7 protein-coding genes and 1 pseudogene are annotated in these 10,035 nt (G+C 60.7%); 5 read left to right on the forward strand and 3 right to left on the reverse strand.

All coding sequences use genetic code 11. From position 1 onward, the window contains the following. The first annotated feature begins 35 nt into the window (after positions 1–35). The 5 genes and pseudogenes from PHO31112_RS24310 to PHO31112_RS24330 form a co-directional block, all read left to right on the forward strand. Positions 36–1,112 carry a branched-chain amino acid ABC transporter permease gene (locus PHO31112_RS24310; RefSeq protein WP_150623901.1) on the forward strand — a complete coding sequence of 359 codons (1,077 nt, stop codon included), beginning with the start codon at positions 36–38 and terminating at the stop codon, positions 1,110–1,112. Between the two features lie 132 nt (positions 1,113–1,244). Beyond that, positions 1,245–2,519, forward strand: coding sequence for an ABC transporter substrate-binding protein (locus PHO31112_RS24315; RefSeq protein WP_246178538.1), 1,275 nt, complete (start codon positions 1,245–1,247; stop codon positions 2,517–2,519). Between the two features lie 97 nt (positions 2,520–2,616). Next, a complete protein-coding gene (locus tag PHO31112_RS24320) occupies positions 2,617–3,429 on the forward strand; it encodes an ABC transporter ATP-binding protein (RefSeq protein WP_010806196.1) in 813 nt (270 codons plus the stop codon). A gap of 73 nt (positions 3,430–3,502) precedes the next feature. Beyond that, positions 3,503–4,741, forward strand: coding sequence for a phenylacetate--CoA ligase family protein (locus tag PHO31112_RS24325; RefSeq protein WP_150623904.1), 1,239 nt, complete (start codon positions 3,503–3,505; stop codon positions 4,739–4,741). A gap of 159 nt (positions 4,742–4,900) precedes the next feature. Beyond that, a pseudogene (locus PHO31112_RS24330) lies at positions 4,901–5,053 on the forward strand (transposase); the annotation flags it as partial. Between the two features lie 202 nt (positions 5,054–5,255). On the opposite strand, the gene PHO31112_RS24335 reads toward PHO31112_RS24330, so the two are convergent. From PHO31112_RS24335 to PHO31112_RS24345, 3 genes are all read right to left on the reverse strand, one after another. After that, positions 5,256–7,040: a ShET2/EspL2 family type III secretion system effector toxin gene (locus tag PHO31112_RS24335; RefSeq protein ID WP_150623906.1), complete on the reverse strand. Its 1,785-nt coding sequence runs from the start codon at positions 7,038–7,040 to the stop codon at positions 5,256–5,258. A 112-nt stretch (positions 7,041–7,152) separates the two neighbouring features. Beyond that, complete coding sequence (locus PHO31112_RS24340; RefSeq protein WP_150623908.1) at positions 7,153–7,398, reverse strand: hypothetical protein; 246 nt, start codon at positions 7,396–7,398, stop codon at positions 7,153–7,155. A 457-nt stretch (positions 7,399–7,855) separates the two neighbouring features. Further along, a complete protein-coding gene (locus tag PHO31112_RS24345) occupies positions 7,856–9,625 on the reverse strand; it encodes a ShlB/FhaC/HecB family hemolysin secretion/activation protein (protein WP_150623910.1) in 1,770 nt (589 codons plus the stop codon). Between the last annotated feature and the right edge of the window lie 410 nt (positions 9,626–10,035).

A 10,035-nucleotide genomic window follows, 5' to 3' on the forward strand; every position in this document is an offset into this window, starting at 1 on the left:
GACGTACGCACAAGCATTCATCGCAGAGGCCATACATGTTCTATCGCGAAGCTGGGCAGTTCAAGACATCTTACGAAGCCGACAGCCAGATTTTCCCGATCCGGCAGGACCGGGTTGCCGTGTGTACCGTGCTCGCCGTTGCGTTCGGCGTGCTGCCGTGGATTGCCACCGAATATTGGCTGACGGCGATTCTGGTGCCCTTTCTCGTGTTCTCGCTCGCCGCGCTGGGGCTCAATCTCCTGACGGGCTACGCCGGGCAACTGTCGCTGGGCACGGCAGCGTTCATGGCAGTCGGTGCGTACGCGTCGTACAACTTTCAGTTGCGCATCGAGGGCATGCCGATTCTTGCATCGTTCGCCCTCGGAGGTGTTTGCGCGGCACTCGTCGGCATTGCGTTCGGTCTGCCGTCCTTGCGTATCAAGGGCTTCTATCTGGCGGTCGCCACGCTCGCGGCGCAGTTCTTCGTGTTGTGGGTGCTGACGAAGTTTCCGTGGCTCTCGAACAATAGTTCGTCGGGCGTGATTACCGCGCAGAAGATCTCCATTCTTGGCGTGGACGTCGACACGCCGGTGCGCAAATACCTGTTCGTGCTCGGTGTCGTGACCGTCATGGCGCTTGTGGCGAAGAATCTGGTGCGCTCCCACATCGGCCGCGCCTGGATGGCGGTACGCGACATGGACGTTGCCGCCGAGGTCATCGGCATTCCGCTGATGCGGGTCAAACTGCTGGCCTTCGCGGTGAGTTCGTTCTATTGCGGCGTGGCCGGCGCGCTGTACGCCTACTGCTACCTTGGTTCGGTCGAACCGGATGGCTTCTCGCTCGATCTGTCCTTTCGTATCCTGTTCATGATCATCATCGGCGGCGTTGGCAGCATTCTCGGCAGCTTTCTGGGGGCAGCCTTCATTCTGCTGCTGCCGATTCTGCTCGACAGCACGTTGCCCGCGATCGCCACGTTCCTGCATTTGCCGTTCACCAACGCCACCGTCTCGCATATCCAGTTAATGGTCTTTGGCGGTCTCATCATCTTTTTCCTGATTGTCGAACCGCACGGGCTGGCGCGGCTTTGGCAGATTGCCAAGGAGAAGCTGCGCATCTGGCCCTTCCCGCATTGAGATTCGGCTGGCTCGCGCACCGGGAGTTGCGCGTTGCCAGACACGTTTTGCCATGAATAAAACCACAGATGGAGACACAGCATGAACACGAAAAACTTGGCGGTCTCGTTGGGTACGGCGCTCGTGCTCGGCATGGGAAGCGTGGGCGCATCGTTCGCGCAATCGAACGACCAGTTCATCGCTCTCGCTGACTATCGGGTCGGGCCGTATGGTGCGAACGGACAATCGTTCTACGGCGGTTTCATCGACTATCTGCAATACGTGAATCTGAAGAATGGCGGCGTCAACGGCGTCAAGCTGACGTGGGAGGAGTGCGAGACCGAGTACAACAACGCCAAGGGCGTGGAGTGCTACGAACGTCTCAAGGGCAAGAACCCGGTCACCAAGGGCACGGCGTACCACGTGATGGCGACGGGGATTTCCTACGCGCTGATCGACAAGACGGCAACCGATCAGGTGCCGCTGGTGATGATGGGCTATGGCCGCACCGATGCCGTGGACGGTACGGTGTTTCCGTGGGCATTCCCGCTGGTGACGACGTACCAGATGCAGGCGTCGGCCATCATCAAGTTCCTTGCGGACAAGAACGGCGGATCGCTCAACGGCAAGAAGATCGTCTTCCTGTATCACGACTCGGCCTATGGCAAGGAGCCGATCGTCGCTATGCAGGCGGAGTCGAAGATCAACAAGTTCAACCTCATCGAGATTCCGGTCGCACACCCAGGTAACGAACAGGGCGCGCAATGGCTGCGTATTCGTCAGGAGAATCCCGACTACGTGGTGTTCTGGGGGTGGGGCGTGATGAACCAGACGGCGCTCAAGGCCGCGCAAAAGGTTGGCTATCCGCGCGAGAAGATCGTCGGTAGCTGGTGGGCCGGCTCCGAAGAAGACACGATTCCGGCGGGCCCGGCCGCCAAGGGATACATGAGCGCGACGTGGAATGTGGCAGGCAAACAGGTGCCAGTCATCGCCGACATCGAAAAGGTGGTCTACGGCGCGGGCAAGGGCAACATGCAAGACCCGTCGAAGGTTGGCTCGGTGCTGTACAACCGCGGTGTTTCGGCGGCGGTGGCGACGGTCGAGGCGCTCAACACGGCGCAGAACAAATTCGGTAAGGGCAAGGTCATGACGCCGGTGCAGGTGCGCTGGGCGCTCGAGAACCTGAATATCGATGCCGCCCGGCTCAAGGCGCTGGGCGCGACCGGTCTGCTGCCCGACATCAAGACGAGCTGCCAGGATCACGAGGGGTCGGGCAAGGTGCGCATCCAGCAATGGGACGGCGCCAAGTGGGTGCTCGTGTCGGACTGGATCGAGGGCAACCGGCGTCTGATTCACCCGTTGTTCGAGGCCTCGGCCAAGCAGTACGCCAAGGAGAAGGGGATCACGCCCGCCTGCTACAAGATGTAATCGACGCCTGCGCCCGCGTGGCGGAGCGCGACGCGGGCGAAGGCTGACGAACCATAGCCGGTGGATGAACCCGGCAGCATCGATTCCGGAGTCATGCATGGAAGCGAGTTTGCGCGTCAACAATATCGAAGTCATATACGACCACGTCATTCTCGTGCTCAAGGGCGTGTCGCTGATCGTGCCGGAGGGCAAGATCGTGGCGTTGCTCGGGGCCAACGGGGCGGGCAAGAGTACGACGCTCAAGGCGATTTCGAACCTGCTTCACGCCGAGCGCGGCGAGGTTACGAAGGGCACGATCGACTATCGCGGCGAGCGGGTCGAGAAGCTTACGCCGAACGGTCTGGTCAAGCGCGGGGTGATTCAGGTGATGGAAGGGCGTCACTGCTTCGGGCATTTGACCATTGAAGAGAATCTGCTGACGGGCGGCTATGTGCGGCATGCGTCGCGCAGTGCCCAGCAGCATGCGCTGGAACGCATCTATGCTTATTTCCCGCGTCTGAAGACGCGCCGCAAATCGCAAGCGGGTTACACGTCGGGCGGCGAGCAGCAGATGTGCGCGATCGGACGCGCCATGATGGCGCAGCCGTCGATGATATTGCTCGACGAGCCGTCGATGGGGCTCGCGCCGCAGATCGTGGAAGAGATTTTCGCTATCGTGCGAGACCTGAACCAGCGCGAGAACGTCAGCTTCCTGCTGGCCGAACAGAACACGATGGCGGCGCTGCGTTACGCGGACTATGGCTACATCCTCGAAAACGGCCGGGTGGTGATGGACGGCGACGCGGCGTCGCTGCGCGATAACGAGGACGTCAAGGAGTTCTACCTGGGAATCGCCAAGGACGGCGCCAGCAGCGCCGGGAGCTTCCGAAACGTCAAGAGCTATCGACGGCGCAAACGCTGGATCGCCTGAGCAATTGCGCGCTTGCGTGTTTGCGAGATCGAGTGAGTGGCTGACCGTTAATCCTCAACGTATTTCCGTCAATATGAACGATTACTTCGACACGCTGGAAACTCGTGCGCCGGAGGTTCGCGAGAAGGCACTGCTGGCGGCATTGCCGGCGCACGTGTCGCATGCGCAGACGCACGCGCCGTATTTCACTCAGGTGCTGGGCAACGTCGATGCGAAGGGCGTCGGCTCGCGCGACGCACTGGCCGACCTGCCCGTGACACGCAAGTCGGATCTGTCGGCGTATCAGGTGCGCCGCCCCCCGTTGGGCGGGATGAACGCAACGCCCCTCGGTGGTCTGGCGCACGTGTACCAGTCGCCCGGTCCGATCTACGAGCCGGACGGCCGCGGCAGCGACTGGTGGCGCTTTGCGCGGGCCATGTTTGCCGCGGGCTTGCGCGCGGGCGACCTGGTCTACAACACGTACTCGTACCACTTCACACCGGCCGGGATGATGATCGAGACGGGCGCCGCCCGGCTGGGATGCTGCGTATTTCCCGCCGGGGTCGGGCAGACGGAGATGCAGCTTGCCGCGATTCGTCATCTGCAACCCGTGGCGTATGCCGGGACGCCGTCGTTTCTGAAGATATTGATCGAGAAGAGTGAGGCGGCCGGGGCGGATATCGGCTGTATCCGGCGGGCGACGCTCTCGGGCGAGGCATTACCGCCATCGTTACGCGATTGGTTCAAGACGCGCGGCGTTACGGCACGGCAGTTGTATGGCACGGCCGATCTGGGATTGATCGCGTTCGAGAGCGACGCACAGGCGGGATTGATTGTCGATGAAAACGTGCTGGTGGAACTGGTGGAACCGGGTGGCACGAGACCGGTGCCGGACGGTGAGATCGGTGAGGTCGTGGTGACGAACTTCAATCCGGACTATCCGTTGATTCGTTTCGCGACGGGGGATCTGTCGGCGGTAGAGGCGGGAATCAGCCCGTGCGGGCGCACCAATATGCGGCTCAAAGGCTGGCTCGGCCGCGCCGATCAGACGGTCAAGGTGCGCGGCATGTTCGTCCATCCGGGGCAGATAGGCGAAATCGGCAAGCGATATCCCGAGTTGGTTCGCTTGCGGTTGCGGGTGGAAGGGCGGATTGGCGACGATCGGATGCGGCTGATTTGCGAGACGAACGTCGCGCCGCCCGAAGGGCTGGCTGCGCGCGTACAGGAAACACTCCGGGATGTGACCCGGTTGCGCGGCGAGGTCGATTTCGTCGCTGCCGGGACACTGCCGAATGACGGGAAGCTGGTCGAGGACGCGCGGGCTTACGATTGATTTGCAGCCCGTTGTGCACAAGTCCTTCGAATCGGTAATCTGTCCCGCATTCGCAATCTGGCTAGGGTCTGTCTACATTCGATGAAATGTGTCTACATCTTGTCTTTTGCGCGATCGGGCCAAGATGATTCGAACGTTATTGAGCGGCAATGTATAGGCGCGAATCGGAAGACCAAGCGTCGCTATAGCCGTATGCTGTATCGAACCCGGAGCATCGTCGAGCGCTTTTTCAATCGCGTCAAACATTTTCGTCGCGTCTCCACTCGTTACGACAAGCTCGCCGGTAACTATCGAGCCTTCGCGGTGCTTGCGCTGGGGGGCATCTGCACTTCTCGAACTTGGAGTCCATTGCTGCGCGGCGAGCCTGCTTTCAGGGAAAGTCCCATGGACCATTTGGGGGGGGGAATTGCCGGTCGCTCAAGGCAGCAACGACACGCGGCTATTCCCCCCTGATGCCGATGACCGCGCCATTCATCTGGCTGCGGCTGTTGTTTGGCTCATTTGATGACACGCCCTAGCCTTGCCGCTCTTGACGCAGGGCCGTAAGGCGCGAGGCTACCCTGTCGACGACCCTGTCAAAGACACGGATCGCGTCAGTACGGCCATTCCCTCGCGCACGCTGCAAGCCCGTCGAACCATCGCTTGCCTGCGCCGCGAGCAGATGCGCGAGATCGTCAGCGCTGAGTCGCGGCGCCAATCGGACCAGAAGTTCACCATAAGCCTCGATCGCGTCAGCCCGGCCATCCTGGAGCGCGAGCAACAAGCCCGGCACGCCACTTGCCGTCTTCGCCTCAAGCAAGTTCTTGATCTGTTCGCGAGAAAATTTCGGCGCCCACTGGACCAGGATCTCGCCATAGGCCTGGATCGCGTCGGCATGCCCCTCCTGAAGCGCGAGCAACAGGCCCGGCACATTACCTTCCTCCCGTCGCGCCGCCAGAATCCGCAGGCCGGTGCGGGCATCAACGCCCGACAGCGACGCAGCGCAGCCACGCAGGCCATCCGCCAAGTTCAGGCGAAGAAGATGATGCATGGTCTGCGCGTCGACCTGACGCAGCCCACCGTCAAGTCGTGGTGCCACGCCGTGCACCGGTTTTCCCAGGAATGCCGCCACGCCTGGGCCGACCAGCTCGTACTCTTCCCTTGCGTCCTTGGAGAGAAAATCGCTTGCCGTCAGTTGGCGGAAAACCGCCGGATCGAGGTGCGCGCCGGGCGCGGCACTCACGCTCGAACGCTCGTGCGCCACCGTGGCGTTCGGGTCGTAAAACTGCACCACGTACGACCTCCCTCCCCGCTTGTCCGCCTTGATTTTCAGCCCCAGCGCCATGGCATGATTCAACGTTTCCACCATGATCGTGCGACCCGTCTCGCCGCTGGCCTCCATGGCCTGAAACGTGTCCGCAATCACCTCCCCCCAAGCGTCGGCTGGGACCAGCCGGCATTGCGCCAACATGCGGCGCGCGTGACAGGCGGCCTCATTGTCGTCAATCAGGGGGGCGGCCACGGTCTTGAGGCGGGCAGGGCTGAAATCCCGGTAGTCGAGCTTGCCGTGCGTGCGCATGAAACGCTGCTCCCACAACATCGTCAGATGCCGGCACCAGATCGGTTGAGCGCCAACCTTGACCTCGCCATTCCAGTTGGCTTGCCAATTCCGGCGCTCCGAAAAGTACGGCGCACGCTTGCTTGTGTCCAGCCCGAGTCGTCGCTCGACCTGGCCGACCACGCTCGCACTGCCATGCGCCTGCGCCAGAGCCAACAGGGAGGTCCCGTCGGCGACGGGCGCGTCAAGCATGACGTCCGCCCTGTGCAGAAGGGCCGTGGCCAGTTGTTGCGCCGGCGCCGCCCCGTTCATGATCGCCAATTGAAGCAGCGTGTTTCCCCGGGAGTCCTTCGCGTTGACATCGAGGTATCCCGCCTCGACCAGCCTTGCGGCAGCGACCCACCCACTTGCAGGCGCTGCGCTCTTCCCGAGGACATCGAGCAGGCCGTCCGACATGCTGCGACCACCCCGGGTCTTGTAGGTATCTGCGCACAGGTCATACACGTCTTGTGCTTCGCGCCGCGCCTGCTCATGAAGCCGCGCACTCCCGTGGCTCGCGAGGCCGGACACTTCGCGTTGCGTTGCGAAGCCATCCCATAGACGAGGCCGATGCACCTGACGCACGTCACGCACCTGGTCGCGCAGCGCCGTTCGGGGAGCGTGGCTATCCGCCTGGGACGGCCCTGCGCAATCGGATAGCGAGGCAAGGCGGGACGGGAGGGAGCGGGCAACGTACATGCCCCAACGGGAGATAGGCCCCATATGGTTTCATTCGTCTTGTAACAGTAACAAAGGGAAGTCCGGATCACGGGCAACTCACCCGGCGGAAGAACGGACCGACGCGCAAGGCGTGCGCCCTGACGCGATGCTGATGTCAACCAATATCGTTTCCATTCGCCGCCGACAGCGCGGAGCGTAAGGCGGGGACGTTGATTGCGGCCGCCCGCTTCTGTGCCTGTCGTTGCTGCTCCAGAAGCTGCTGCCGGGCGTCGGTGTCGCCTGCGTTGCTGGCTGCGGGTGTTTGCGCCAACGCCGGATGGAATTCCGCGAGCGACACGAGCAGGCCGAGAACGAGAAACGAGAAGACGACGCTGGAGATGCGATCGGAATCTCTATTCATTTCGAACTTTCGGATGCCTGGCGACGCTACAAGGCGAACACCAGTTCAGCCGGATATTTTTAGGCCGAGTCTTATTAATTGCGATGTTGGGCGATGGTGGGAAAAGCGCCCGGAATCGAGCCCGGAGTCGGGGGCAAAAATCAGGTGTTGGAATTTTCCATGATCCCCATTGATATTGATTTGGCATATTAATTTTTCGGAATATTGTCGTAAATGATCTGGTTATGAAATTTTTCAGAAAATTACATTCCATGATCGAAGGCGGCAATGCGCTTGCGCCTTCGTTTTCGCACGCTCCGTCCCGCCTGGCTGTAGAGCCGCCAAACCCGTTTGCGGTTCGCCAGTCAACCCTCTCGACGCAACACACAGTGCCATGGGCGTCACCGACGCTGGCGGTATCGGGACGCACGGTGCGATGCGTCTTGTGATCGGTGGAAGCGAGCGGGGAGAATGCGCGCTAGAACTGTGCGGTCAACGAGAAGCCGACCGTCGTGCGGGCTGTCTGAAACGAGGACGGCTTATAAATCGGCTTGCCTACGAAGAGCTCGCCTGCTACGAAGCCGAATGGCAATTTGGCATTCCCTCTGATGCCGATGACCGCGCCAGCCAATTGAGTGCCCGTAAGATAGGCAGCATTGGGTCCCGCCACGCGTCCGTAGTCGACGCCCGCAAAGAGCGACACCCCCGAGCTGCCCAGCGCCCATTGCAATTCGTTGCGCCAATAGAAGCCCTTCTCCGCTGCGAGCATCGATTCGCCATCGAAGCCACGCACCGTGTAGCGGCTGCCGATTGTCAGATCGTCGATGTAGTTCAGGACATCGTTGGTGAACTGGCCATGTACCGTGGTCACGTAACGCAGTGGCAGTTGTCCCAGCGGCAGTGACAGATTGGCATCGAGAACGGCCATTCTGAATCGGTATGTCGGCGTGCCGGGGATCGCGGTGTCCGGCATGGCGCCGAGGCCGGCGATTCCCTGCCGATACATCAGGCTGCCGTCGAACTGGCCGGCGCCGATGTAAGACCGCTCCACGAAGCCGAACTCCAGGAACGTGTTGTTTCGGTACTGTTGATCGATCTCGGCATCCTCCAGGAAGCTTTGACCGAAGCGCTTGCTGAGGCGGATCTGGGCACTGAGCACGTGGCTCTGGCTTCGCTGAATTACGCGCGAAAGCTTGAAATCGATGTTCTGCGATTGTCCATGTGTCGTGAACGTGTCGTTGATGCCCGCGATTTGCTGGTTATACCGGTTCGCGTAAGCCGATACGGTCGCTGTCCAGTAACCCCACGGAATCGAATAGTAGGCGTTCCATCCGTTCGAGCCAAAGCGCTTATCGTCGATTGCCAGATCGCGTGTTGCCCCGATGTTGAAGATGTCGTTCAGGCCCAGCGGGTTGTCGATACCGATCGCAATGTTCCCCAGCAGCTTACCGGTCGAACGCGATCCCCCGTTGTCGACCGACGCGACGACGCTCCAGGGCTTCGTCCGCTTCACGTCGATCACGACATCGCTTTCACCGGGAATCTCCGCAGGAACGACCTCCATGGTGACGTCCTGACTCCCCACTCGCTTCATTTGCTCGAGACCTTGTTCCAGGTCCCTCAGTTCGAGAAGATTGCCCGGGCTCGTCGGAAACGCGTTCCGCCAGGTGCCGTATAGAGACGCGTCGGCGAAACGGATTGTCCGCAGCATGCCGGGAATCAGCGTGAGCTTGAGTTCACCGGTCGCCAGATCCTGTTCCGGCACCAGTACGCGAGTGGTCACGTATCCCTTCGCGAGAATCGCCTTCATCAAGCCTGCCGTGATGCTTGCAATTCCCTCTTTGCCGACACATTGGCCGCGATAGTGCTCCAGCCACGTCACCGCGAACGCGAACGGATCGAGCCGCAGCGACGAGGCGCCCGCGGCCTTCGTACGCGCGGAGAGCGATGGCGGTACGTCCAGAGAGAATCTGTCGATTCGGAAGCAAGGTGTCTCATCCGGGAGCGCGGGGAATCCATCCGCCGCCGGCAGCGCGGAGCGTAAGGCGGGGGCGTTGACTGCGGCCGCCCGCTCCTGCGCCTGTCGTTGCTGCTCCAGAAGCTGCTGCTGCCGGGCGTTGGTGTCGCCTGCGTTGCTGGCTGAGGGTGTTTGCGCCAACGCCGGATGGAATCCCGCGAGCGACACGAGCAGGCCGAGAACGAGAAACGAGAAGACGGCGCTGGAGACGCGATTGGAATCTCTATTCATTTCGAACTTTTGGATGTCTGGCGACGCCACAAGGCGAACACCAGTTCAGCCGGATATTTTTGGGCCGAGTCTTATTAATTGCGATGTTGGGCGACGGTGGGACAAGCGCCCGGAATCGAGCCCGGAGTCGAGGGGGCTCAGAAATCAGGCGTTGGAATTTACCGTGATCCCCATTGATATTAATTCGGCATATTAATTTTTCGGAGTATTGCCGTAAATGATCTGGTTATGAAATTTTTCCGAATATTAAATTCAATGATCAATTTGTGAAATGTGTGGAATATTGGGAAGCGCGTTCATTAATTTGCCTATTATTCGGTCTGCGAAGTTTGCATCGATGTCAGCACAAATCAAAACATAGCCCCATGTAGTCGTACAACGATCCGATGAAAACAAACGAGACAAACGAG

Origin of the sequence: Pandoraea horticolens (assembly GCF_902459555.1) — a bacterium.
Classification (GTDB): Bacteria; Pseudomonadota; Gammaproteobacteria; order Burkholderiales; family Burkholderiaceae; genus Pandoraea; species Pandoraea horticolens.

Bases quoted from the DNA above. Each gene is read 5' to 3' on its own strand.
- PHO31112_RS24310 (WP_150623901.1), top strand. From the start codon at position 36: ATGTTCTATCGCGAAGCTGGGCAGTTCAAGACATCTTACGAAGCCGAC.
- PHO31112_RS24335 (WP_150623906.1), bottom strand. From the start codon at position 7,040: ATGGGGCCTATCTCCCGTTGGGGCATGTACGTTGCCCGCTCCCTCCCG.
- PHO31112_RS24320 (WP_010806196.1), top strand. From the start codon at position 2,617: ATGGAAGCGAGTTTGCGCGTCAACAATATCGAAGTCATATACGACCAC.
- PHO31112_RS24325 (WP_150623904.1), top strand. From the start codon at position 3,503: ATGAACGATTACTTCGACACGCTGGAAACTCGTGCGCCGGAGGTTCGC.
- PHO31112_RS24345 (WP_150623910.1), bottom strand. From the start codon at position 9,625: ATGAATAGAGATTCCAATCGCGTCTCCAGCGCCGTCTTCTCGTTTCTC.
- PHO31112_RS24315 (WP_246178538.1), top strand. From the start codon at position 1,245: ATGGGAAGCGTGGGCGCATCGTTCGCGCAATCGAACGACCAGTTCATC.
- PHO31112_RS24340 (WP_150623908.1), bottom strand. From the start codon at position 7,398: ATGAATAGAGATTCCGATCGCATCTCCAGCGTCGTCTTCTCGTTTCTC.